The organism is Odoribacter sp., from assembly GCF_985060555.1.
Genome location: NZ_CFKYFN010000003.1, coordinates 40930 through 64538, shown reverse-complemented (window position 1 = coordinate 64538; position 23609 = coordinate 40930). Strand labels below are relative to the sequence as shown.

General features: G+C 43.9%; 21 protein-coding genes and 1 tRNA gene. 16 read left to right on the top strand and 6 right to left on the bottom strand.

Features of this window, described 5'->3' with window-relative positions; translation table 11 throughout:
- Positions 1 to 52 precede the first annotated feature (52 nt).
- From AC5RDS_RS00720 to AC5RDS_RS00710, 3 genes are all read right to left on the bottom strand, one after another.
- The gene (locus AC5RDS_RS00720; RefSeq protein ID WP_013613039.1) at positions 53 to 1150 is read right to left on the bottom strand and encodes a FecR family protein; all 1098 of its coding nucleotides are present in this window, start codon (positions 1148 to 1150) and stop codon (positions 53 to 55) included.
- An 87-nt stretch (positions 1151 to 1237) separates the two neighbouring features.
- Positions 1238 to 1813 (bottom strand): RNA polymerase sigma-70 factor, encoded by a 576-nt coding sequence (locus tag AC5RDS_RS00715; RefSeq protein ID WP_013613038.1) that lies wholly within the window; start codon positions 1811 to 1813, stop codon positions 1238 to 1240.
- A 116-nt stretch (positions 1814 to 1929) separates the two neighbouring features.
- A complete protein-coding gene (locus AC5RDS_RS00710) occupies positions 1930 to 2445 on the bottom strand; it encodes a YtfJ family protein (protein WP_013613037.1) in 516 nt (171 codons plus the stop codon).
- Positions 2446 to 2580: 135 nt separating this feature from the next.
- Between AC5RDS_RS00710 and AC5RDS_RS00705 the strand changes: the two genes are divergently transcribed.
- The 3 genes from AC5RDS_RS00705 (at position 2581) to AC5RDS_RS00695 (ending at position 6645) form a co-directional block, all read left to right on the top strand.
- The gene (locus AC5RDS_RS00705) at positions 2581 to 3744 is read left to right on the top strand and encodes a BamA/TamA family outer membrane protein (protein WP_013613036.1); all 1164 of its coding nucleotides are present in this window, start codon (positions 2581 to 2583) and stop codon (positions 3742 to 3744) included.
- A gap of 9 nt (positions 3745 to 3753) precedes the next feature.
- Positions 3754 to 5472, top strand: a complete 1719-nt coding sequence (locus AC5RDS_RS00700) for a phosphoethanolamine transferase family protein (protein ID WP_022160438.1) — start codon at positions 3754 to 3756, stop codon at positions 5470 to 5472.
- A gap of 168 nt (positions 5473 to 5640) precedes the next feature.
- Positions 5641 to 6645: an aspartate-semialdehyde dehydrogenase gene (locus AC5RDS_RS00695; protein WP_013613034.1), complete on the top strand. Its 1005-nt coding sequence runs from the start codon at positions 5641 to 5643 to the stop codon at positions 6643 to 6645.
- A gap of 24 nt (positions 6646 to 6669) precedes the next feature.
- On the opposite strand, the gene AC5RDS_RS00690 is transcribed toward AC5RDS_RS00695, so the two are convergent.
- Positions 6670 to 7350, bottom strand: coding sequence for a 4'-phosphopantetheinyl transferase family protein (locus tag AC5RDS_RS00690; RefSeq protein WP_147347633.1), 681 nt, complete (start codon positions 7348 to 7350; stop codon positions 6670 to 6672).
- Positions 7351 to 7557: 207 nt separating this feature from the next.
- Here AC5RDS_RS00690 and AC5RDS_RS00685 point away from each other — a divergent pair, with 207 nt between their 5' ends.
- From AC5RDS_RS00685 to AC5RDS_RS00675, 3 genes are all read left to right on the top strand, one after another.
- On the top strand, positions 7558 to 8250 hold the full coding sequence (locus AC5RDS_RS00685; protein ID WP_013613032.1) for an energy transducer TonB: 693 nt from the start codon (positions 7558 to 7560) through the stop codon (positions 8248 to 8250).
- Between the two features lie 134 nt (positions 8251 to 8384).
- Complete coding sequence (gene hflX / locus AC5RDS_RS00680; protein ID WP_041557471.1) at positions 8385 to 9614, top strand: GTPase HflX; 1230 nt, start codon at positions 8385 to 8387, stop codon at positions 9612 to 9614.
- A gap of 157 nt (positions 9615 to 9771) precedes the next feature.
- Positions 9772 to 10458 carry an energy transducer TonB gene (locus AC5RDS_RS00675; RefSeq protein WP_013613030.1) on the top strand — a complete coding sequence of 229 codons (687 nt, stop codon included), beginning with the start codon at positions 9772 to 9774 and terminating at the stop codon, positions 10456 to 10458.
- Between the two features lie 192 nt (positions 10459 to 10650).
- On the opposite strand, the gene tyrS is transcribed toward AC5RDS_RS00675, so the two are convergent.
- Together tyrS and AC5RDS_RS00665 are read right to left on the bottom strand one after the other, a co-directional pair.
- Entirely contained in the window at positions 10651 to 11943 is a 1293-nt protein-coding gene (gene tyrS, locus AC5RDS_RS00670) for a tyrosine--tRNA ligase (protein ID WP_013613029.1), read from the bottom strand.
- 21 nt (positions 11944 to 11964) lie between these two features.
- On the bottom strand, positions 11965 to 12444 hold the full coding sequence (locus AC5RDS_RS00665; RefSeq protein WP_013613028.1) for a CvpA family protein: 480 nt from the start codon (positions 12442 to 12444) through the stop codon (positions 11965 to 11967).
- Between the two features lie 160 nt (positions 12445 to 12604).
- Between AC5RDS_RS00665 and aspS the strand changes: the two genes are divergently transcribed.
- The 10 genes from aspS (at position 12605) to mutL (ending at position 23596) form a co-directional block, all read left to right on the top strand.
- A complete protein-coding gene (gene aspS / locus AC5RDS_RS00660) occupies positions 12605 to 14350 on the top strand; it encodes an aspartate--tRNA ligase (protein ID WP_022160436.1) in 1746 nt (581 codons plus the stop codon).
- A gap of 21 nt (positions 14351 to 14371) precedes the next feature.
- Complete coding sequence (locus tag AC5RDS_RS00655) at positions 14372 to 15493, top strand: DNA polymerase III subunit (protein WP_046403872.1); 1122 nt, start codon at positions 14372 to 14374, stop codon at positions 15491 to 15493.
- A 43-nt stretch (positions 15494 to 15536) separates the two neighbouring features.
- Positions 15537 to 17057: a PSP1 domain-containing protein gene (locus AC5RDS_RS00650; RefSeq protein WP_013613025.1), complete on the top strand. Its 1521-nt coding sequence runs from the start codon at positions 15537 to 15539 to the stop codon at positions 17055 to 17057.
- Positions 17054 to 17875, top strand: a complete 822-nt coding sequence (locus AC5RDS_RS00645; protein ID WP_013613024.1) for a rhomboid family intramembrane serine protease — start codon at positions 17054 to 17056, stop codon at positions 17873 to 17875. The genes AC5RDS_RS00650 and AC5RDS_RS00645 overlap by 4 nt, the downstream gene beginning before the upstream one ends.
- Positions 17876 to 17881: 6 nt before the next feature.
- Positions 17882 to 18835, top strand: coding sequence for a rhomboid family intramembrane serine protease (locus AC5RDS_RS00640; RefSeq protein ID WP_013613023.1), 954 nt, complete (start codon positions 17882 to 17884; stop codon positions 18833 to 18835).
- A gap of 62 nt (positions 18836 to 18897) precedes the next feature.
- Positions 18898 to 19959, top strand: coding sequence for an endonuclease/exonuclease/phosphatase family protein (locus tag AC5RDS_RS00635; RefSeq protein WP_118102547.1), 1062 nt, complete (start codon positions 18898 to 18900; stop codon positions 19957 to 19959).
- A 75-nt stretch (positions 19960 to 20034) separates the two neighbouring features.
- Positions 20035 to 20108, top strand: a tRNA-Ala gene (locus tag AC5RDS_RS00630).
- Positions 20109 to 20229: 121 nt separating this feature from the next.
- Entirely contained in the window at positions 20230 to 21357 is a 1128-nt protein-coding gene (locus tag AC5RDS_RS00625; RefSeq protein WP_046404353.1) for a lysylphosphatidylglycerol synthase transmembrane domain-containing protein, read from the top strand.
- A 5-nt stretch (positions 21358 to 21362) separates the two neighbouring features.
- Complete coding sequence (locus tag AC5RDS_RS00620) at positions 21363 to 21680, top strand: hypothetical protein (RefSeq protein ID WP_013613021.1); 318 nt, start codon at positions 21363 to 21365, stop codon at positions 21678 to 21680.
- Between the two features lie 62 nt (positions 21681 to 21742).
- Positions 21743 to 23596: a DNA mismatch repair endonuclease MutL gene (gene mutL / locus AC5RDS_RS00615; protein WP_013613020.1), complete on the top strand. Its 1854-nt coding sequence runs from the start codon at positions 21743 to 21745 to the stop codon at positions 23594 to 23596.
- Positions 23597 to 23609 lie beyond the last annotated feature (13 nt).

Below are 23609 nucleotides of genomic sequence, written 5' to 3'. Positions count from 1 at the left end.
CTTTCACTTTTTCCGGAAATTTTATGCCCGAAATAAGGACTTTTTTTTGTTCTTACTCAATGACCACCGTATTCCCTTTCATCTCAAACCGTACATTTGCAGTTTTTTCTATGATACGGAAAACTTCCTGGGGTGACAAGTGCTTGTCAATCATTCCTTTGAAAGCATGAGATTTAGCACTTTCATTCTGGAAAAAGACATCAAGCCCATACCAACGTTGCATCTGCACCATGATATTCTCCAAAGTCATCTCATTGAAAATAAACATTCCATTCTTCCAACTGATGTATTCCCGGGTATCAACCTCACAAACCTCAATATTCTTCATCCCACAACGGGCCTGTTGTCCGGGGATCAGAGACACCCGGTCTTGTCCGTTTTCAACATTCACTTTACCAGATACCAAAGTGGCTTCTACTCCGTCTTTTTCAGGATAAGCATTGATATTAAAAATTGTCCCTACAGCTTCGACAATAGTACCATTCACTTCCACCCGGAAAGGATGCTGTTTATCACTCTCCACTTCAAAATAACCTTCCCCTTCCAGAAATACCCGTCGTTCATCTCCGACAAAAGCTGCAGGAAATGTCAGTTTACTTGCAGAATTAAGATATACAACTGTACCATCGGACAAGGTTAGCCGGTAATCAGCCCCTACCGGTATCTCTATCGTATGATAATGTAATTTTTCGTCTTCTTTTCCGGAAACAACATACACAATCCCTTTCAAAGAATCCTGATGCACAGCAACCTGTCCGGTCTTCAAAACCTCCCCGACAGAATCTTTCGGAATCTTCAGCACCTTTCCATTACCCAAAGTCAGACTGATTCGGGAAGAAGTCTCCTTCTGGTTTTCCACTAGAAATTGCCCGGACGGTTGTTGCGTTTTTTCCCGGAAAAAATAAACTGCTGTACAAATGACAGCCATAGGCAATGCCACCGCAGCCACTCCCCGCCAGAGTTTTACCCGTGGTGAGTTTTTACAAATCGTTTTCCGGCGAATCCGTTCCCACATCCGGTCATAATCCGGTTCTTCAATAGCTGCAATACGATCCATCCGCTCCAACAACCAGATTTCGTCTGAATCCAGCTCTTTTCTTCCGGTTCTTTCCCAAAGAAATTTCCATATTTTCGTAAAAATCTCCTTCATCCTTCCAAAACTATAGTATTAAAAACAGTCGATCGAAATCAATTTGTCTTTAATAACCCTAAGACATTTAAAAGGGTGAAAAGATTATTAAAATTTTTTCAAATAAATAAAAATTAGAAACAAAAGCAATTCATTTTCAGATATACCCCACATCCCCTTCAATTTACGGTAAGCAATTTTGACCTGTGACTTGACTGTATTAACTGACACATTCAGTTTCGATGCGGTTTCTGCATAACCAGTCCCCTCAATAACAGCCATGACAAAAATTTTCCGGCAGTTTTCCGGTAAAGAGAGAAGTAATTCCCGGACATTTTCTACCTTCTCGGCCAAATCTTCGGATTTGTAATCTGCCCAAAATTTATACTCCCGGATCAAAGCTTCTGCATGCTTCTCCCTGACCCGGCAATGCCGGAAATACTTATAAATATAATTCCGGACAGATTGATTCAGGTAATATTGAAGGTCATAATCCGGATTAATCTGTTCCCGATGAGCCCATAAATTTATAAAACTCTCCTGTACAGCATCCTCGGCAATTTGCCGGTCCTCGACTAACCCCATCGCCACATAAAACATACTTCGGGAGTAATATTGGAATACCCGTTCAAAAGCCGCAGTATCGCCCGATTTCAAAAGATATGTATCACTCTGTATACTCACTTACGTCGAAAATGATAGTTGTACAAATAATGATAATTGCACAAATATAAAAAAAACAAACGTAAAATTACAAAATATACAAAATAAGGGTACGAATCAGATATCAAAAAGTAAAACTAATTACTATATTTTCGTACTAAAGCAATCACCTGTTCTTGTTCTTCAGGTGTCAACTGGCCAGCTTTATAAAACTCAATTACCTGATTCTTATTAATAAAGATCACTGTAAAATTATTATTCGCTCCTGGTAATTTCCAAGCCGTAGCTAAAATCCCATCCGGATCAAAATAAATTTTTCCATCCGTTCCTTTTACCTCTTTCAAAGCCATTCTCTTAATCAAAGCATTCGGAAGCATCGGAGCGGCAGCTAAATTGACAATACCATAAGATGTAATTTCCAGCCCTGACACCGGATGAGTCTTGAAATAATCGCGGAAGGTTTTGTTCTGTCCAGGATGTGAAGGATCAGCATAAAATATCAGCAAATTTTTCTGTCCCAACATCGGCAAAGCAACAGTGTCATTATTCATATTCAGGATATTTACAGAAAAAACTTTTTCTCCCACTTGTCCGAACCCTCGGTACGAGAAGAGGAGTCCTATTCCTAAACATAGAATAAAAATCTTTTTCATCTCAAATTCATTTTCATTTATTGAACCTTGGCATCATTCTTGCGTAAATGTTTTACAGTTTGTACGAAAATGGTTTGTACAGGACGAAAAAAAGTGCATTAAACATTTGAAAATAAAGTCAATAAAAAGAAAAGCATGCAAAAATGCGTACTCCTCATCTTATTCTTCCTCTTGTCTTACTCGATAAGCCATGGAAATACCCCAACTACAGACACATTATCTGTGGATAGCCTGGAGTCACGTCCTGCCTTTTTCAAAAGGATGTATAAAAATGTATACCGCTATTTCACAGAAGCAAACCAGGAGAAAGAAACCAAACGATTCGATTTCTCGGTTATCGGCGGACCGCATTTTTCGAGCGACACCAAATTGGGACTAGGTCTGGTAGCTTCGGGACTGTACCGGGTAGACCGGGAGCATCTGACCCTTCCGCCTTCCAACATTTCTTTTTACGGGGACGTAACCACCACCGGTTTTTATCTGTTAGGCATCCGGGGGACGACCATTTTTAAAGAAGACAAATACAGGCTCGGGATCAATTTTTACTTCTTTTCTTTTCCGAGTAAATACTGGGGTATCGGTTATACAAACGGAAATCAGAAGGATCATTACACGACTTACAAACGCCTGGAGAAACAAATCCGGGTGGATTTCTCACGCCGTCTGTTTCCCAACACCTATCTGGGGGTGACGGGACTTTTCAGGCATGTCAACGGTAAAGATTTTAAAGACCCCGGTTTTCTGGACGGTGAAAAAGCAAATATCGCCACACAAGGATTCGGTCTGTTTCTGACTTATGATTCGAGGGATTTTCTTCCTAATCCATACCGGGGAACTTATGCCAGAATCGACCAGCTCTTTTTCCCGGATTTCTGGGGAAACAAATTCAAACGGACAGAAGTATTCTTCAGGCAATACAATAAGTTGTGGAAAGGAGCCATTCTGGCATCCGATTTGCAGGGGACATTCAATTACGGTAATACCCCCTGGAGTATGGTCGCCCTATTGGGAGGTTCTTATCAGATGAGAGGCTATTATGAAGGACAATACCGGGACAACGACCTGATACAAACTCAGGTAGAACTAAGACAACATATCTACAACCGGCATGGAATCGCCCTTTGGGGAGGTGCAGGAAATGTGTTTCCGAAATTCAAGTACTTCAAATGGAAGGAAACGCTGCCTACTTACGGCATCGGCTACCGGTGGGAATTCAAGAAACGGGTAAATGTCCGGTTGGATTATGGATTCGGAAAAGGGCAAAGTGCTTTTTATTTTAATATCGACGAAGCTTTTTAAACAATGACTATGTTACATCAAATAAATCTGTTATTCCGACGTTTTCTGACCGATGCACGTCAGTTATTCCGTTTCTTCGTTATCGTCAACCTGATTCCCTGTATTTTGCTGGTATTTACAGAACCTTATTCTTTTATGGGAAAGGTGATCCTGGTCACTTTTCCGTTGGGAATGTATCTTTTTGTATTCTCGTGGTTGAAAAATATCGGATTGATGCAGCTGATATTGATCCCGCAATTGATCTTCAATGCTTTTCAGATCGTTTTATTCTACCTGTTCGGCGAATCGGTGATCGCTGTCGATATGTTTCTGAACCTGGCGACGACCAACGTGACGGAAGCCAGTGAATTGCTGAATAATCTGTGGCCGGCGATCATCCTGGTTTGTGTGATCTATATCCCTACGATTGTGATTGCAGCTATCGGTTGTAAAAAGAGGGTGCATCTGACGCCTGTGTTCCGGAAAAAGATGGCTTGTACCGGGTTGATTATCGGGCTGGTTTCGTACGGTTTGACCTTCACGGCTACGAACAGGAATACGGGAAGCTATAAATTGCAATACGACGTATTCCCGGTGAATATCTATTATAATCTTCGTTTTGCCGTGAAAAAATGGCAACGGAGTATGATTTATCCTCTCACGTCGAAAGACTTCACTTTCCAGGCCCATAAAAGTGTAAAATCGGCGGATAGGGAGATTTATGTGTTGGTAGTAGGAGAAGCCAGCCGGGCGGTGAACTGGAGCCTTTGGGGATATGAACGGGAAACGAACCCCCTGTTATCCCAGATTCAGGGCCTGGCTTTATATAAAGATGCCATTACACAGGCAAATGCTACACATAAAAGTGTTCCCCTGATTTTATCCGCCGCCAATGCCGAGCATTTCGAAGACATCTATGGGCAAAAAAGTATTGTCGAAGCCTTTAAAGAAGCAGGGTTCAAAACGATTTTCCTCTCGAATCAGACGCCTAACCGTACTTTTACCGACTATTTTGCAGCAGAAGCGGATTTCCACCACAATATCCGCCCGGCATCGGCAGGAGGGATCTATACCGTCAATAACTACGACGATGCCATGCTTCCGTTGGTGCAGCATTATATCGATTCATTACCGGATAACTTATTTTTTGTGTTGCACACCTATGGTTCACATTTCAACTATTTTGAACGTTATCCGAGGGAGTTCGCCCATTTTACCCCGGACGAAGCGACAGAAGTGGAGGTGAAAAACCGGCAACAACTGATCAACGCATATGATAACAGCATCCGTTATACGGACTATTTTCTGCACCATCTGATCCAGATTCTGGATTCGACGAATCATACGACAGCACTTTACTATAGCCCGGACCACGGGGAAGATTTGTTGGACGACGACCGGAAACGCTTCCTGCATGCTTCGCCCCATCCGACGTATTATCAATTGCACATACCACTATTCTTATGGTTTTCCGATCAGTACCGGCAGGAATTCCCGGAACGATATGCAACGGCACTCGCCAACCAGACACAACCGGTATCTACAATCGTGGCTTTTCACACGATGCTGGACATGGCCTCTATCACGACCCCATTACTGAATACCGGTTACTCACTGATCAGCCCTGATTATAAAGCCCGGCGAAGGATGTATCTGACCGATCACGATCAACCTATTTTCTGGTATAATTCGGGCTTGAAGAAGCAAGATAAAGCTATGATCGAAAAAAATCATCTGGACCACCGGTAAACGCTAACAACCGGAATCTCCGAGGAAACACAGGTTTATCGGGAAAGCCGATGTTTAAAATTAAACACACAGTATGTTTGATGAAAAAAACGACCGGGATATTTTTTAGAGATCATCAAAACATTAATTTTGCAATCCAATAATCATACATTTTTAAAACCTGAAAATATGAAAATAGCTATCGTCGGGGCAAGTGGAGCAGTAGGACAAGAGTTTCTGCGCGTATTGGAAGAAAGAAATTTTCCTATGGATGAGTTGGTGTTATTCGGTTCGAAACGGAGCGCCGGCACCCAATACCTGTTTCGTGGTCAGCCGCTGACTGTAAAACTTTTACAACACAACGACGACTTTAAGGACATCGACATAGCTTTCGTTTCGGCCGGAGGCGGTACTTCGAAAGAATTTGCCGAAACGATCACCAAATACGGGGCTGTAATGATCGATAATTCGAGTGCTTTCAGAATGGACGAAGAGGTACCTTTGGTGGTACCGGAGGTCAACCCGGAAGATGCTCTCGACCGTCCCCGTGGCATCATCGCGAATCCGAACTGTACGACTATCCTGCTGGTGGTTGCCTTAAAAGCCATCGAACCATTGAGCCACATCACCCGGGCCCGTGTATCGACCTATCAGGCAGCGAGCGGCGCAGGCGCAGCAGCTATGGACGAACTGTATAATCAGTACCGGCAAATCCTGGCAGGGGAAACACCTACGGTGGAGAAATTCGCCTATCAACTGGCTTTTAACCTGATTCCTCAGGTAGACGTTTTCACGGATAACGGCTATACCAAAGAGGAAATGAAAATGTTCAACGAGACACGGAAAATCATGCATTCGGATATCCGGGTAAGCTCTACTTGTGTGAGAGTACCGGCCTTACGGGCCCATTCGGAAAGTATCTGGATCGAAACAGAACGCCCGCTCTCGGTAGAGGAAGTCCGGGAAGCTTTTTCCCGTGCCGAAGGTCTGGTATTGCAAGACAATCCGGCAGAACAGGATTATCCGATGCCTCTTTTCTTATCAGGCAAAGATCCGGTGTATGTAGGCCGTATCCGCAAAGACCTGGCGGACGAAAAAGGATTGACTTTCTGGTTAGTAGGTGACCAAATCAAAAAAGGCGCCGCTCTGAATGCAGTACAGATTGCCGAATATCTGTGTAAAAAAGGACTTTAAACGGAAGGAAGCGAATAACAACGGTTATTCATCCGGCAGGAAGAGATCCGGGACGAGGAATGGAAAGATCCCGGGTTCTTCGGTAGTCTCTGCACAAACGAAGCATTTGTATGCGGGATCGACCGGACAGGCAGAGATAGAGAGATTTCGAAGGTTTTCTGACTGAAATATGCGGGGCCGATGATCGTCGAAGCGGACTTCGAAACCGGACAAGGGGGAGGATAAGCCGCTACCGGTGTATTTTAAAAAACTTTCTTTCACGGACCAATAACGGAAAAACAGTTCATCCTGCGCATCTCCGGCAAGATTTTGCAGGCACTGAATTTCTGCAGGATGGAAAAAACGCCGGGCCACTTCCATGCGGGCTTTCCTTTTTTGCTCGATATCGATTCCGACTTCGAGATGCGAAAAAGCCGCCACGATATAATCACCGGAATGCGATAAATTATACCAAACCGAAAACCGGCTCTCCACCAATGGTTTACCATGTTCACCTATACGGATGAGGTAATCTTCTTTGTGCAGTCCCCACAAACGGAACAATAACCGCCGAATCATCCCCTCACCCAATAATTTTGTACGCCTGACTCCGGGATTTTTGTATCCGGTTACTTTCCGGACCGTGTCTTCACCTACTAACGGAAACAGTTCATCTTCGGAGAGATGCTGAAAATCGGAAATCCGTAAATAATAAATTTTAAGCATGTCGGTTGAAATAAAGATTACAAAAATACGATAAGCTTGGAGAAAAAAAATCGTAAAATTGTTAAAATCCTTAAGATTTGACAAAACAGTTCCTTGAAAATTTAACGTTTCATTCAAAAAAAACGTTTGAAATATTGGTATTTAATCCGATTTTCTTTACTTTTACCCCCTAGAAAAAAGACAACATAAATACATTAATTTAATATCATGGAAATTAAAAAGTCACCGAAAGCAGATCTGGAAGGGAAGAAAGGCGTTTTCTTCGAGATCGGACTTACTCTGGCTTTAGCGGTGCTGTTATTTGCTTTTGAATGGAAATCTTCCACCGAACAAGTAACTCCATTTCAGACTCCCGCTGAAGAACAGATAGAAGATGAGATTATTCCGATTACGCAACAAATGCTAAAACCTCCACCACCCCCTCCTCCAGCCCCGAAATTGACGGACTTGATCGATATTGTAGAGGATGACACCAATATCGACGATGATCTTGAAATTTTAGACGCAGAAGACCAATCGGAGAACCAGGTGATAGAAAATGTCGCCGATTTTGGAGAATATGGTGAAGAGAATACCGGAGAGTCAGAGATTTTCCAGGTAGTTGAAGATATGCCGAGTTTCCCGGGTGGTAATGTATCGAAATGGATTGCGAAGAATGTAAAATATCCGGTTCTGGCCATGGAAAACGGTATTCAGGGGAAAGTTTTCATTCAGTTCGTGATCGAGAGAGACGGTTCTATTACCGACGTAAAAGTAGCGAGAGGAGTAGATGCCTCTTTGGATAAGGAAGCTGTACGTGTTGTGCAGTCGATGCCGAAATGGAAACCAGGAAAGCAGAGAGGTAAACCTGTACGTGTAGCCTACACTCTGCCGATCAACTTCCAGTTATCGAACAATTAGCAGATTATCGATCAAATTTATAAAGGGCTGTCATCTTTTGTCAGCCCTTTCTTTTGTCATGAAAAAGGTGAATGCCGAAACAGCAGGCCTCTGTTTTACGTTATTGCAGCAGCCTTCAAATTTTATTATTTTATATGTATTATACGGATCAGGAAGCAGAGAAAGCGATATTAGTAGGAGTAGCCCTTCAATCGGAAGGGATCACCTACGAGCAGATGACCGAATATCTCGACGAATTGTCATTTCTGGCAGAGACAGCGGGAGCAGAAACGGTAAAAATTTTCACACAGAATTTAGATAAACCGGTACATGCCACTTTTATCGGCAAAGGGAAACTGGAAGAAATCAAAGCTTACACCGAAGAAAACCCGGTAGATATGGTTATTTTCGACGATGAATTGAGCCCGACACAGTTACGAAATATAGAATCTGTCTTTCCGGGAATCAAAGTGCTGGACCGGACGAACCTGATTCTGGACATTTTTGCCAGCCGGGCACGTACGGCACATGCCAAAACCCAGGTGGAACTGGCTCAATACCAGTATTTACTTCCGCGTCTGACCGGAATGTGGACACATCTGGAGAGACAAAAAGGAGGTATCGGATTAAGAGGACCGGGAGAAACGGAAATCGAGACCGACCGCCGGATCATCCGGGATAAAATCAGCCGTTTGAAAAATGAACTAACCAAGATCGACAAACAAAAGGTCATTCAACGGAAAAACCGGGGTAAACTGGTGCGTGTCGCTTTGGTAGGTTATACGAATGTCGGAAAATCGACGTTGATGAACCTGCTGAGTAAATCGGATGTATTTGCAGAAAACAAATTGTTTGCTACACTAGATACGACCGTGCGGAAAATTGCGATTAAAAATGTGCCGTTTTTGCTGGCGGACACGGTAGGTTTTATTCGTAAATTACCCCATCACCTGGTGGAATCGTTCAAATCTACGTTGGACGAAGTGCGCGAGGCAGACGTTATTCTTCATGTCGTGGATATCTCCCATCCGCAATTCGAAGATCAGATGAAGGTGGTCAATGCTACTCTGGCAGAATTGATCAAAGAACCCAAACCGACGATTATCATTTTCAATAAAATCGACGCTTTTCATTATGTACAGAAGGAGGAAGACGATTTAACCCCTGTGACCAGAGAAAACTATAGTCTGAACGACCTGAAACAAATGTGGATGTCGCGACAGGGAAGTGAAACCGTATATATATCGGCCGTTAAAAAGGAGAATATAGAAGAACTGAAAGAAAAGCTTTACGATATCGTCAAAGAGATCCATTCGGCACGATTCCCCTATAATGACTTTTTATACCAGGATTATACCGAAAACAATCCGGAAACAGAGGAGTAGGTTTCTTTACTATTTGTTAATATTAAGACAACATCTCAATGAAAACGTTTTAATATTAACAAATACTTAAAATCAATCATTTATAATTTTGTTTTTTTAACATATTCTTTTATTTTTAATGAACCGGAAAAGTCTGGAAACATTAAAATGAAAGATTATGGAAGTAAAAAAATCACCTCAGGCAGACCTTGAAAACAAAAAAAATATTTTTTTGGAAATAGGTCTTATGCTTGCCCTGGGTACTATTCTATTCGCATTCGAATGGAAAGTTTCCGGGCGTCAACCCGCTGATTTCGTCACGGTATCTGAAATCCCGACCGAAATCGAGATGGTACCGATCACCATGATGCATCAGATTACCCCACCTCCTCCCCCAGCCCCGAAGCCTTTCGATTTACTGGAAATTGTGGATGAAACAGATCCTTTGCCGGACGATCTGGATATCATCGATGCAGATGACGAAAGTAATAATAAAGAATCTTTCGACCTGAACAATTTGAATTACGATGAGGAATACGACACAGACGAAGTAATCGCTTTCGTGCCGAGCGAGGATATGCCGGTATTTCCGGAGAATATACAAAAATGGCTCTCAAAGCATGTGAAGTATCCTCAAATTGCTCTTGAGAACGGGGTACAGGGGAAAGTGTTCGTTCAGTTTGTGGTTGAAAAAGACGGCAGTGTGAGCAATATCAAAGTGGTGCGCGGAGTAGATGCTTCTTTGGATAAGGAAGCGGTGAGAGTGGTGTCGGTGATGCCGAAATGGAAACCCGGTAAACAAAGAGGCAAAGCGGTGAGGGTGGCTTATACGCTTCCGATTGCATTTCAGATAGGGAGTTACTGAGTTATTGAGTTACTGAGTTGATGAGTTACTGAGTTGATGAGTTGGGGGGAGAGTTGAAATAAAAAAGGTGTTTATATACATAATTTACCCAAAATGTAAGTTTATAAGTATAAACATGTATATAACTGCCTAAAGAATACAAGGCTACAAAAAAGAATAAACTTTTTTGTAGCCTTGTATTTTATGGAGCCGTTATTTAACGATTACGAGAAAATAATTCTTTTTGCCACTTTGGGCGAGGATATATTTTCCGTCGATGAGGTGAGATTCACCGATGATGGTTTCTTCACCCTGTACTTTTTCTTTATTGATACCGATAGCATTGGATTTCAAAGCTCTGCGGGCTTCTCCTTTGGAAGACATGATGGCTGTTTTATCGGCTAAGAAGTCGACAATGGAGATACCTGCTTTTAAATCGGCCGCCGCAATTTCGTATTGGGGAACCCCTTCGAATACGGACAGGAAAGTATTTTCATCGATTTTCCTCAAGGTCTCGGAGGTTGCATTCCCAAAGAGGATTTGGGAGGCTTCCAGGGCCAGGTTGTAAGCTTCTTCCCCATGGATCAGGCAAGTAATTTCTTTTGCCAGGGTTTTCTGTAATTTCCTGAGGTGCGGAGCTTCCCGGTGTTCAGCGATCAAAGCATCGATCCGAGCGGGAGGCAGGATGGTGAAGATTTTGACATAACGTGCGGCATCTTCATCGGTGGTATTCAACCAGAACTGATAAAATTTATAAGGGGAAGTACGTTCGGGATCTAACCAGATATTCCCCGATTCGGTTTTCCCGAATTTTTTTCCATCACTCTTGGTCATCAGCGGCCAGGTCAAGCCATAAGCGTCGAGCCCTTCTTTACGACGGATCAATTCGCCTCCGGTAGTAATATTTCCCCATTGGTCGGAACCTCCCATCTGCAACATACAACCGTAGTTTTTACGCAGATGAAGGAAATCGTATCCCTGCACCAGCTGATAGGTGAATTCTGTAAACGACATACCCTGGGCCGACTCGCTACTGAGGCGTTTTTTTACGGAATCTTTAGCCATCATATAGTTGACGGTAATATGCTTACCGATTTCACGGATGAAATCCAGAAATGAGAATTGTTTCATCCAATCGTAGTTATTCAGCATAATAGCAGCATTGGAAGCAGTGGAGTTGAAATCGATAAACCGGGATAACTGAGCTTTGATCCCGGCCATATTTTTACGGATAGTCTCTTCGTCCAATAAGTTTCTTTCCTGTGATTTGCCACTAGGATCGCCGATCATACCGGTAGCTCCACCGATAATAAAAATCGGTTTGTGCCCGGCCATCTGAAAGTGTTTCATCATCATCACAGAGACCAGATGTCCGACATGCAGAGAATCGGCAGTCGGGTCGATACCTACGTATGCCGTAGTTTGTCCTTTAGCCAATAGTTCTTCTGTTCCCGGCATGATATCATGAATCATGCCTCTCCATTTTAATTCATCAACAAAATTCATCGTATTCTATTTTATATCGTTTCAAAAGCGGATCGTGTTGTACATCTGTTGTGCAAAGTTAAGAAAAGGATCGAATAACAAACTGTTCTCCCTGGTTTCTTCGCTGATAAAATGGAATTTATCGTTCAAAGCATCGACAATCATTAAAAGTACACAAACCATAATGAAATATTTTGCGATACCGAGGAGGGTGCCAAGCAGTTTATTGACCAACCCCAACGAAATAATATCGACCAGTCTGGTCAACATCTTCCCCAGCAAATAGACTGCAATCACAACCAACAGGAAGGTAACGGCCAAAGCGATATAAGACAAGTAACGGGACGTGATATTCAGGAAGTCTTTCAATATCCCTTCGGTAAAAGGGCTGTAGCGTATGGCAATGAAAACCCCCAATATCAGCCCGGCTAAAGTGGCGACCTCGATAATCAATCCTTTCGAGAATCCACGGAAAGCGCCGTATAGTAAAAACAAGAGAATAACAATGTCAATATAGTTCATGGCAAATCCGATTTAAACGGGTTTCAAAGATACGAATTTATCGGGAGCATTTTTCCCTTTCATTTTCTATTATTTGATAAATTCTTAGTATTTTCGCCAATTGGTAAATAGGGTTCTTATACCCCCTTGTTAATATATCACTTTATAAAAACAAAATATAATGTACAGAACACACACATGCGGAGCACTTCGGATTGAAAATGTAAACGAGAATGTCTGTTTGAGTGGCTGGGTTCAGAAAATCAGAAACCTGGGAGCCATGACATTTATCGATCTCCGCGACAGATACGGAATTACCCAATTGGTGGCAGAAGAATCTGCTTCTGAAGAGATAAAAAAACAAGTGGCACAGTTAGGACGGGAATTTGTGATTCAAATTCAAGGTAAGGTGGTGGAGAGAGCCAGTAAAAACAATAAAATACCTACAGGAGAGATCGAAATTATCTTAGATACGGTAAAGATTCTGAGCCGTTCGGAGATACCTCCTTTTACTATCGAAGACAATACGGACGGGGGTGACGAGATCCGGATGAAATACCGTTATCTCGATTTACGCCGGCAAATGGTGCGCAGGAACCTGGAATTGCGTCACCGGATGGCGCATTTGGTACGTAATTTTCTGGATGGCAAGCAATTTATGGAGGTAGAGACGCCGGTATTGATCAAGAGTACTCCCGAAGGAGCCCGTGATTTTGTGGTGCCTTCGCGGATGAATCAGGGACAGTTTTATGCATTACCGCAAAGCCCGCAGACTTTCAAACAACTGTTGATGGTCGCCGGTTTCGACCGATACTATCAGATTGTGAAATGTTTCCGGGACGAGGACCTTCGGGCAGACCGTCAACCTGAATTCACTCAGATCGACTGTGAAATGTCGTTTGTAGAACGGGAAGATGTGCTCGGTATTTTCGAAGATATGATCCGCCATCTTTTTAAAGAAATCAGAGGTATCGATATCCCGGCATTTCCGCGGATGACGTGGCATGAAGCGATGGAGCAATATGGTTGTGACAAACCGGATATCCGTTTCGGTATGAAATTCGCAGACCTGACCCGTCTGGCCCGAACCAAGGACTTTGCAGTATTCAACAGTGCAGAATATATCGGAGGGATTTGTGTCCCGGGTTGTGCTTCGTATACCCGTAAGCAGCTGGACGAGCTGACCGATTTCGTGAAGCGTCCGCAGGTAGGAGCGAAAGGATTGGTGTATGTCAAATACAATGAAGACGGCAGCATAAAATCGTCGGTAGATAAATTCTATACGGCCGAAGAGCTGAAAGTATGGCTAGACACCTGCCAAGCTCAACCGGGCGATCTGCTCCTAATCTTATGCGGAGCGAAAAACAAAACTTTACCCCAGTTGTGTGAGCTTCGTCTGGAAATGGGAAACCGGCTGGGATTGAGAGATAAAAATGTATTCAAACCGTTATGGATCGTCGACTTTCCGTTGTTGGAATGGGATGAAGAGACACAACGTTTTTATGCGATGCACCATCCGTTCACCTCTCCGAATCCAGAGGATATCGATTTGATGGAAACACGGCCGGGAGATGTGAGAGCGAATGCCTACGACATGGTGATCAACGGCGTGGAAGTAGGGGGAGGTTCTATCCGGATCCATGATACAGCATTGCAGCAACGGATGTTCAAATGCCTGGGATTTACCCCGGAGCAAGCTGAAAAACAATTCGGTTTCCTGTTGAATGCTTTCAAATACGGCGCTCCTCCTCATGGTGGTATCGCCTTCGGTTTCGACCGTTTGGTTTCTATGTTTGCAGGCCTGGACAGCATTCGAGACACCATCGCTTTCCCGAAAAACAATTCGGGCCGGGATGTGATGATCGATTCTCCGTCGGAGATTTCGGCCGAGCAATTCAAGGAATTAGGCATTAAACTGAATCAATGATTTACCCCTAAATTCATACAAGTGTTTAAGGATGTAATCGGACATGAAGATATCAAGCAAAGACTGATCACCTCTCTCCGGACAGGGCGGATCAGTCATGCCCAACTATTTGCCGGAGAAACGGGATACGGTTCTCTGGCTTTGGCTTTGGCATTCGCCCAATATGTCTTTTGCACAGGTGATAAAAAAGAAGATGCCTGCGGAGAATGCCCTTCGTGTAAGAAAATACAGAAATACATCCATCCGGATCTGCACTTTGTATTTCCGGTTGTCCGGAAAACAAAAAGCCCGGTCAGTGATGAATATATCAACGAATGGCGGCGTCTGCTGACGCGGACGAATTATTTCGGTCTGGAAGAATGGTATACGGAAATGGGAGTAGAGGATAATGCACAAGCCGCGATATATACCGAAGAAAGTGCCAATATTCTCCGTAAGCTGAACCTGAAATCATTCGAATCGGATTATAAGATTCTGGTGATGTGGTTGCCGGAAAAGATGAATCCGGAATGCTCGAACAAACTGTTAAAGATCATCGAGGAGCCGTTCGACAAGACATTGTTTCTGATGGTTTCGGAGCATCCGGAACAGATCATCAATACGATACAATCGCGTTTGCAGCGTATTCACATTCCTCCCCTGCATCAGGAGCAAATACAACGACAGCTGATAGCTGAAAAAGGAATCGCTGCACAAAAAGCGGAAGAATATGCCCATGTGGCTTCGGGGAACTGGTATAAAGCCCTGCGGTTGCTGGACGAAACAGAAGAGCAAATTTACAACCAGGAAAAATTTATCAGCCTCATGCGGCTGTGCTGGGAAAGAAAAATGCTTCCGGTAAATGAATGGGTCAATGAAATATGCAGCCTTGGAAGAGAAAGGCAAAAGAATTTCTTAGCGCATGCCTCACGGATGATCCGGGAAAATTTTGTCCGGAATTTCGGTTTGGAGCAACTGAATTATATGACGGAACGGGAAAAAAATTTCTCACAACGCTTTGCCCCTTATGTACATGAAGGAAATGTCATTCCATTGAGCAACGAGTTCGAGCGTGCTTATAGCGACATCAGCCGGAACGGAAATGCAAAAATCATTTTTACGGATCTCTGCATAAAAGTCATGCAAAATATCAGACCCAATTGAAACTGTTTTCACGTACAATAATATATAATGAAAAAATCAATTTATGAACGATATACACAATAACGAAAATATAAGCCAGGAAGAAGAATTCGTTTCGCCCGGGCAAGAAAAAGTAAACGGCAAAGCGACGCCTGAGCAATCGGGGCCTTCGACCGGGGAGCCCCGTGAACAACCGGGAGAACCGACGGAGGAAGCCGTAGAGATCGAAGAGACGGAAGAGATAGAAATTATCGAAGCCGGGGAATTTACAGTCCCGAAAAAAGAAGAGGAAGAAGAGGAAATTCAGGAACTTCATACGAAGCATCCGCGGCGGGATGTACCGGTAATCGACCATCGTTTGCTAGCGGGGAAATTGACGGTATACGACTGGCTGGAAGATCTGCCTGCGACGGATTGTGCCCCGGAGATCGTAGAAGTAAGGTTTAAAAATACACGGAAAGGGTTTTACAGCAATCCGTCGAAACTAGCTTTAAAAGCAGGAGATATCGTGGCGGTCGAAGCAGCCTTGGGACACGATATCGGGGTGGTATCTTTATCGGGTGAACTGGTAAAGGAACAAATCCGGATCAAACGGGTGGATCTCGAGCGGAATCCGCTGAAGAAGGTATACCGGAAGGCCAAACCCCACGACATCGAGAAATGGCAACAAGCCATTGCTTTAGAGCACGATACGATGATCCGTTCGCGGAAAATCGCAGCCGACCTGAAACTGAATATGAAGATCGGTGATGTGGAGTATCAGGGAGATAAAACAAAAGCTATATTTTATTATATCGCAGACGACCGGGTGGATTTCCGGACGCTGATCAAGGTGTTGGCGGAGACTTTCCATATCCGTATCGAAATGAAACAGATCGGGACACGTCAGGAAGCAGGCAGAATCGGGGGTATCGGTCCCTGCGGACGCAAATTATGCTGTTCGACTTTTATCACCAATTTTATTTCGGTGTCGACCTCAGCCGCCCGCTATCAGGATATTTCGCTGAATCCTCAGAAGCTGGCCGGACAGTGCGGGAAACTGAAATGTTGTCTGAACTATGAAGTGGATGCGTACGTCGATGCGCAGAAAGACTTCCCTTCGACCAATATTACTTTAAATACGGGAGAGGGTTTGCTTTACCATCAAAAAACGGATATCTTCGGTCAGATGACGTCTTATAGTACGGATAAAGAAGGGAAGGGTATTTTTATCCAGATTCCGGTAAAACGGGTAAAGGAAATCATCGCGATGAACCGGAAAGGAATTATTCCTCCAAAAGCGGTAGAAGAAAGCGGAAATACCCCGACAGATATAAAATATACGGACGGCGTGGGAGAAGAAAGCCTGAACCGTTTCGACGAAAAGAAGCAGAAGAAGCGTCATTCCAGGCAACGAAATAATAATAATCGTGAAAATGGAAACTCTAACACTCCCCGTAACGAAAAAAATGAAAGAAACGGAGAACGGGGAGGACAACGGCCTTTCCGTAACGGCCCGAGACAGGATCAGCGCAGAGATTCGAGACCTATACAAAGGCCCAAGCCACGAACCGATCAGCATTCACAATCCAAAACTGAACAATGATGCAAAACTATCGTCCTTTTACCGGTATTACCCCTGCTGTCAAAATTTTATTGATTCTGAACATCGTGATGTACTTTCTGAGTATGTTTATCGATAGCCGGATGCATGTGGATACAGCCCATCTATTAGGACTTCATTTGCCGCAATCTGTCTTTTGGCGCCCATGGCAATATGTTACACATATGTTTATGCACGGGTCTTTCGGGCATTTGTTTTTCAATATGTTCGCTCTTTTTATGTTCGGCCGGATACTGGAATCGGTATGGGGAACGCAGCGTTTTCTGATTTTCTATTTTGTCTGCGGTATCGGAGCGGGCTTGCTGAATAGTGCGGTCGGCTGGTTGGAAATCCACCGGCTGATGGAGCAATATTATGCCTTCCAGAATGCGCCTTCTCCTGCGCTTTTAGCGCAGCTTGTGGAGCGTCAGCTAGGCCATCCGGCCCAGTGGGTGTGGGAGGTGGTGGATAATTGGACCAACAATCCGGATTCGCAACAATACATTGTAGCAGGGAAACAACTCTTCCGTCAGATCGTAGAACTGAAAGTAAATGTCCCGATGATCGGGGCTTCGGGAGCGATATTCGGTATCTTGCTGGCATTCGGAATGCTGTTTCCGAATACGGAATTGTATCTGATGTTTATACCTATTCCGATCAAAGCAAAGTATTTTGTATTGGGATACGGTCTGCTGGAGCTTTTCCTGGGCATGCAGAATAGCGCAACGGACAATGTAGCCCATTTCGCTCATCTGGGAGGGATGTTGTTCGGTTTCTTTATGGTCAAATACTGGAGTAAAAACAGGCGAAGGTTCTATTAAGAGATGATGTATTACAACAATTACGGCGGAAATTTTTCAGAAGGAATCCGGGAAGGGATCAAAAATTCTTTCCGGAAGGGTTCTTCTCTCACCCGTCTGATTTATATCAATTGCGGGATTTTTCTTGCTTTGAAGTTGATATATATCATGATGTTGTTGTTGGGGAAAGGAGAAGAATTTTATCCGACATTGCTGGAATGGATCGGCGTGCCGGCAGATCCGGAGTATTTATTGAGCCGTCCGTGGACGATCTTCACCTATATGTTTACTCAGTTCGATTTTTTACATCTGTTGTTCAATATGTTATGGCTTTATTGGTTCGGGAGTTTTTTCCTGAATTACTTTACGGAACGTAAATTAACAGGTGTCTATCTTTTGGGTGGCCTATTCGGAGGTTTGCTGTATATTGCGGCCTATAATATTTTCCCTTATTTCAGTGAGCCTCAAATCAGTCCTTTCCCCCGCCCGGCGCTACGGCTGACCTCGTGGGCTATCGGTTCGTCGGCTTCTGTGATGGCAATCGTCTTTGCGGTATGTACTTATCTGCCGCAACATAAGGTCTATATTTTCCTGCTCGGACCGGTGAAACTGGTTTATCTGGCGTTGTTTACCGCCCTGATCGATATTATGAGTATATCTTCGGGAAATGCGGGGGGACATATCGCCCATTTAGGCGGAGCCCTGTTCGGGTGGTTCTTTATCGTGGGAGTGAGAAGAAACCGGGACTTTGCTTCAGGAATCGTGAATTTTTTCGAAGGGATCGGACGGCTCTTCCAGCGGAAGAAGAAGATGAGGGTGAGGTATAAGAAGCATGTCTCGGAAATGAACGACCGGGAATACAATGCCCATAAGAAGAACGAGCAAGAACGGATCAACGAGATTCTGGATAAAATCTCGCGTTCGGGTTACGAAAGCCTGACCCGGGAAGAAAAAGCAATCCTCTTCAAGGCTAAAAACTGATTTTATGGAGGTAAGTAAACCAGATAGCAGTTCTTTATCAAACCAGAAGTGTTTTCCCTACTATGCTGAAAATATTGGATAAGATTGTATATATCGTCAGTTTGATCGCTGCGTTCGGGTTAATAGGAGCATATCTTTCCCCTATAATCAACCCCAATACCTTTGTCTTTTTTTCGTTACTGGGTTTGGCTTATCCTTATCTTCTGATCGGCAATTTTATCCTTTTACTGTACTGGATTTTCCGTTGGAAGCGGAGGACCTGGCAGATCGTAGTCGTGATTGCGATCGGGTATCCGACTTTCAGGACTTACTACGGGACAGCGAAAACCGAAACAGGGGATGCTTCGTACGATTTGTCGCTCTTGTCGTACAATATCCGTTATTTCGATGTGTATGGCTGGAGTAATCAGAAAAACACGAGGGAAAAATTATTCAATTATCTGAATAAATTCGACGGGGATGTGATCTGCTTGCAGGAATTTCTAATGAACGGGAATCCGGACCGACGGAAAACGGTAATCGAACAATTGCATACCTACCCCTATTATTATATCGAGAAGGATATGGCTATTTTTTCCAGGCTCCCGATTCTGCACAAAGGACACCTGACTTTCGCCCCTGGTTACAGCAGTTCTTGTATTTACGGAGATTTCAAGCTAGGAAAAGATACGGTGCGGTTGTACAGTGTTCACCTGGAATCCTACAAGCTGGGCAAGAAGGAGCGGCAATTTATGAAAGAAATCAGCTCAGGGCTGAAAGGTAACGATATCCCCGAAGGGGTGAAGAATCTCACGACACGCTTAATGATAGCGAACAAAAACCGGGCACATCAGGCGGAGGAAATTCAACGGCATATCGACGGAAGCCCTTATCCTGTGATATTGTGCGGCGACTTCAACGATACTCCTCTCTCCTATACTTACAGGCAATTAAGCAGGAAGTTAACGGATAGTTTTATTGAAAAAGGCCGGGGCATCGGCAATACTTACATCGGAGAGTTTCCCTCTTTCCGCATCGATTACGTCTTACATTCCCCGACACTATATACGGTGGGTTATATCCGGGAGGATATCACGCTTTCGGATCATTATCCGATCAAGGTGAAGATAAGGAAGGGAAGTTGATTTATCAGAAAATTCCGAAGATTATTTGGTGGATTTGGGGAATTATTCTATTTTTGCAGCGTTAAAGAAAATTATGGGGGGTTAGCTCAGTTGGCTAGAGCGCTTGCATGGCATGCAAGAGGTCGTCGGTTCGACCCCGATACTCTCCACTCCAGAGTTCTTAAAGTTTGTAAAGTTCATAAAGTTTATGACCGAAGGTATTCCTTATCAGGAAACTTTCCATTAACTTTATGGACTTTATTGTTTTATCGAATTCTTATTATTCGTTTTATGGAAGAATCAGATAAAAAACTAACCCGTAAGATCAGTCCCTATAAGATCATTTACCCGGTCATTATCGGTCTGGGCGTTGTGTCGTATATGCTATACCGGGAATTCGATCTCACTGCTTTCGAGCAAATTTCTTTCGGCTGGAGCTCGGTGTTCTGGCTTTCCGTAGCAGTGATGTGTATGTTTATCCGTGATCTGGGGTACGTTATCCGTATCCGGGTTCTTTCGGGGGATCGTTTGAGCTGGATCAAGTCGATCCGGATTATTTTTCTTTGGGAATTTACCTCGGCGGTAACTCCCTCAGCGATCGGCGGTACCAGTCTCGCTATTCTTTTTGTCAATAAAGAGGGGATCAAAGTAGGACGCAGCTCGGCTATTGTCATGGCTACTTCTTTTCTGGACGAGCTTTATTTTATTCTGATGTTTCCGATTATTCTGCTTTGTGTGGATTCGAGCGGGTTGTGGGAGATGTCGGGAGTGAGTTCAGGAGTAAGCAAAAGCCTGATCTGGTTTGCAGTGGGCGGCTATTCGATCAAGCTGGTGTATCTTTTAATTCTGAGCTACGGACTTTTCAAGAATCCCCGGGGGCTGAAATATCTATTGATGAAATGTTTCAAATTAAAGCTTTTACGTAAATGGCGGCACAGTGCCAACGAAGCAGGTTCGGATATCATCCGTAACTCTTACGAATTGCGTCATATGCCGTTTTCTTTCTGGCTGAAGACTTTCGGAGCCACTTTCTTTTCATGGACGGCACGGTATTGGGTAGTGAATGCGATCTTAATGGCCTTTTTTGTATTGAAGGATACGGATTGGGCGACTCAATTTCTGATTTTTGCCCGGCAACTGATTATGTGGATCATGATGCTGATCAGTCCGACTCCGGGAGGAAGCGGTTTTGCCGAATTCGTATTTAAAGAATATCTGGGTTCCTTTATTATAGGAGGAGGAGCCGGTGTAGCGATCGCTATGGCCATCGTATGGCGTCTGATCACTTATTATCCTTATCTGTTCGTAGGTGTTTTTATCGTACCGAAATGGATAGGGCAACATTTCGGCGGACGTCCGAAGCCATCGGCAGCTTCTACCCCATCGGACGATTTAAATCATAACCTTGAAAATCAGTAGTAATTATGTTTTTGATATTTAAAAAACCGGAATACAGAAGATTCAATCTGAAACCCCGCTACTGGGATCCTGCCAAAGAAGAACGGGAAGAACGGGAGCGCAGGGTAAAAGCAGAACTCGGCTTAAAGGACGACGATAAAACTTATATCCCGAATATAAAAGGACAATTCAGACAGGAGTATGAAAAACGGAAGGCGAACCGTAACGGGCTGAATAGCAATTATGCGCTGCGTTTGTTTATGATCCTGACGTTGTTGTTCATCATGGCCTTTTATGTGTTTGTAAAGAATCCGGACGGTATCCTGCGATTTCTGGGACTTTGACAAATATCCATTATCTTTGTCCTATCATATAACGGCACATTAGCTTAACTACATCAATCAATATGGATATCGTTCATCTTTTACCCGATTCAGTAGCCAATCAGATAGCAGCAGGAGAAGTCGTACAACGTCCTGCCTCTGTTGTCAAGGAATTAATGGAGAATGCGATCGATGCAGGAGCTAAGCATATTCAGGTAGTGTTGAAGAATGTCGGGAAAGCGATCATACAGGTGATCGACGATGGGAAAGGCATGTCGAACATGGATGCCCGGATGGCTTTCGAACGGCATGCAACCTCAAAAATCGCTTCGGCACAGGATTTATTCAGTATCAACACCTTAGGATTCCGGGGAGAAGCCCTTCCCTCTATCGCTTCGGTATCGGAAGTGGAATTAAAAACCCGGCAGGAAGAAGATGAATTGGGAACCTCGATTTTTATCGCGGCTTCGGAACTAAAAAATCAGGAGTCTGTCAGCTGTCCGAAAGGTACGAACATCTCGGTCAGGAACCTCTTTTATAATATTCCTGCCCGCCGGAAGTTTCTGAAATCCGATACGACGGAATTGCGCAATATTACCAATGAATTTCTGCGGGTAGCTTTGACGAATCCGGAGATCAGCTTCTGTTTGTCGAACAACGGAAATGTGATCTACAACTTATCCCCTTCGGGACTACGTCAGCGGATCGTAAATATTTTCGGCAAGTCGATCAATTCGAGACTGATCAATATCGATTGTGCCACGGGTCTGGTAGATATCAAAGGTTTCATTTGCAGTCCGGAACAAGCCCGAAAGACTTATGGCGAACAATATTTTTTCGTCAATAACCGTTTTATGAAGCATCCGTTTTTTCATAAAGCAGTGACGGAGGCCTATTCGGGACTGATCGGTGTGGATTGTATCCCCTCCTATTTCATCTATTTTACGGTGGATCCGTCTTTAATCGATATCAATATACATCCGACGAAAACGGAGATCAAATTCCAGAATGAGACGGATTTTTTCCAAATCTTGTTGGCAGGTATCAAGGAAGCCCTGGGAAAATTCAATATCACTCCTCCCCTGGACTTCGATACGGCTGGAAGTATCGAACTCATTCCTACGGAGAAGCCAGCAGCCCCCTATGTTCCGCGAATCAACTATAATCCGAACTATAATCCTTTCAATTACAGCAGCAGTAAGCTTAATCCACAGGATTCGGATTTCGAACATCCCAGTCGCACGGCAAGCAGTTTTCACCAGGAAAAAGCACCGGCCAACTGGGATATCTTATTCGACGGCTTAAAGGAAAAGGAGGAATCGATTCAGACTTCGATACCGGAAATGACCGAAAATATCAATCCGGTGGTACCGCATACGAATTGCTATTTCCAACTGAAAGGCCGGTATATCGTTACGCCGGTACAAAGCGGTTTGATGCTGATCGACCAGAAAAGAGCCCACGAACGCATCTTATTCGAAAAATATATGACGACCCTGAATACGCAAAAGGTAACGGGGCAGAAGAGTCTGTTCCCGGAAATACTGGAGTTGTCGGCAGGCGATTTTATGCTGGTAGGAGAAATTCTTGCAGACCTGGAATATTTAGGGTTCGAATTAAATGTTTTCGGTAAAAACGGTTATGCCATACATGCCACCCCACCGGACTTATCTTATACCCGGGCGAAGGAAGTGCTGATCGAACTGATCGAACATTATAAAAACACGGAGGGCAGTATCCGGGAGAAGATGAAAGAACGGGTGGTACTGGCTTTGGCAAAGGCCTCGGCAATCAGTTACAATACGGCACTCAGCTGTGAGGAAATGAATGAAATGACCGGTAATCTTTTTGCCTGTAAACATCATAATTTCACTGCAGACGGCAAAACGATCATCCACATTCTGAATTATGAGGATGTGAACAGTTGGTTTAAATAAAAACAGAGTCGCG

What these genes read in the sequence shown, in the direction of transcription:
- AC5RDS_RS00705 (WP_013613036.1), top strand. Translation starts at nt 2,581, where the DNA reads ATGCAAAAATGCGTACTCCTCATCTTATTCTTCCTCTTGTCTTACTCG.
- AC5RDS_RS00695 (WP_013613034.1), top strand. Translation starts at nt 5,641, where the DNA reads ATGAAAATAGCTATCGTCGGGGCAAGTGGAGCAGTAGGACAAGAGTTT.
- AC5RDS_RS00645 (WP_013613024.1), top strand. Translation starts at nt 17,054, where the DNA reads ATGATGCAAAACTATCGTCCTTTTACCGGTATTACCCCTGCTGTCAAA.
- AC5RDS_RS00635 (WP_118102547.1), top strand. Translation starts at nt 18,898, where the DNA reads ATGCTGAAAATATTGGATAAGATTGTATATATCGTCAGTTTGATCGCT.
- AC5RDS_RS00675 (WP_013613030.1), top strand. Translation starts at nt 9,772, where the DNA reads ATGGAAGTAAAAAAATCACCTCAGGCAGACCTTGAAAACAAAAAAAAT.
- AC5RDS_RS00650 (WP_013613025.1), top strand. Translation starts at nt 15,537, where the DNA reads ATGAACGATATACACAATAACGAAAATATAAGCCAGGAAGAAGAATTC.
- AC5RDS_RS00665 (WP_013613028.1), bottom strand. Translation starts at nt 12,444, where the DNA reads ATGAACTATATTGACATTGTTATTCTCTTGTTTTTACTATACGGCGCT.
- AC5RDS_RS00710 (WP_013613037.1), bottom strand. Translation starts at nt 2,445, where the DNA reads ATGAAAAAGATTTTTATTCTATGTTTAGGAATAGGACTCCTCTTCTCG.
- AC5RDS_RS00720 (WP_013613039.1), bottom strand. Translation starts at nt 1,150, where the DNA reads ATGAAGGAGATTTTTACGAAAATATGGAAATTTCTTTGGGAAAGAACC.
- mutL (WP_013613020.1), top strand. Translation starts at nt 21,743, where the DNA reads ATGGATATCGTTCATCTTTTACCCGATTCAGTAGCCAATCAGATAGCA.
- aspS (WP_022160436.1), top strand. Translation starts at nt 12,605, where the DNA reads ATGTACAGAACACACACATGCGGAGCACTTCGGATTGAAAATGTAAAC.
- AC5RDS_RS00685 (WP_013613032.1), top strand. Translation starts at nt 7,558, where the DNA reads ATGGAAATTAAAAAGTCACCGAAAGCAGATCTGGAAGGGAAGAAAGGC.
- AC5RDS_RS00640 (WP_013613023.1), top strand. Translation starts at nt 17,882, where the DNA reads ATGTATTACAACAATTACGGCGGAAATTTTTCAGAAGGAATCCGGGAA.
- AC5RDS_RS00690 (WP_147347633.1), bottom strand. Translation starts at nt 7,350, where the DNA reads ATGCTTAAAATTTATTATTTACGGATTTCCGATTTTCAGCATCTCTCC.
- AC5RDS_RS00620 (WP_013613021.1), top strand. Translation starts at nt 21,363, where the DNA reads ATGTTTTTGATATTTAAAAAACCGGAATACAGAAGATTCAATCTGAAA.
- AC5RDS_RS00625 (WP_046404353.1), top strand. Translation starts at nt 20,230, where the DNA reads ATGGAAGAATCAGATAAAAAACTAACCCGTAAGATCAGTCCCTATAAG.
- hflX (WP_041557471.1), top strand. Translation starts at nt 8,385, where the DNA reads ATGTATTATACGGATCAGGAAGCAGAGAAAGCGATATTAGTAGGAGTA.
- AC5RDS_RS00700 (WP_022160438.1), top strand. Translation starts at nt 3,754, where the DNA reads ATGTTACATCAAATAAATCTGTTATTCCGACGTTTTCTGACCGATGCA.
- tyrS (WP_013613029.1), bottom strand. Translation starts at nt 11,943, where the DNA reads ATGAATTTTGTTGATGAATTAAAATGGAGAGGCATGATTCATGATATC.